This window comes from Thiomonas sp. SCN 64-16 (genome assembly GCF_001725585.1).
In the GTDB taxonomy this organism is placed as follows: Bacteria; Pseudomonadota; Gammaproteobacteria; order Burkholderiales; family Burkholderiaceae_C; genus Thiomonas; species Thiomonas arsenitoxydans.
This window is the reverse complement of sequence record NZ_MEGQ01000030.1, coordinates 43,270-43,730: the sequence shown is the minus strand read 5'-3', so window position 1 is coordinate 43,730 and position 461 is coordinate 43,270. Positions and strand designations below refer to the sequence as shown.

Sequence of the window (461 nt, the reverse complement as noted above, 5' to 3'; positions counted from 1 at the left end):
GGCGAAGGCCCACGCCCGCGCGGAGCTCAGCGAGCACCCCGCCCGCGCCACAACGCAAAGGAACTTGCCATGAACGCCGCACGTCAACAAACCCAAGCCCAAACCGAACGCGCCGACAAGGGCAGCAACAAACCCGACTGGATGCGCCTGCTGAACCACGCGCTGACCCAACCCGGCACCTTGTCCGCCGCCTATCGCCTCTTTCACCACTACAGCGCAGGAAACGTGACCCTGCTGGCCGAAGAAGCGATTCTCCGTAATGAGACCTTGGCCCCCGTCGCAAGCTACGCCGGATGGAAGAAACTCGGCTACCAAGTCAAGCGCGGCTCACGGGCCTGGGCGATGGTCATGCCTGTCACTATTCACGCCCGCCGCGACGAAGAGGACGACGACAAATCCGAACCCGGCAGCGACACCAAAACCATCTTCATCTTGCGCAACAACTGGTTCACGCTACACCA

General features: G+C 62.3%; 1 protein-coding gene. It reads left to right on the top strand.

The genetic code is table 11. From position 1 onward, the window contains the following. Positions 1-69: 69 nt before the first annotated feature. Positions 70-461: ArdC-like ssDNA-binding domain-containing protein (locus tag ABT24_RS09840; protein ID WP_286737761.1), on the top strand; the 392-nt coding region annotated here is incomplete at its 3' end.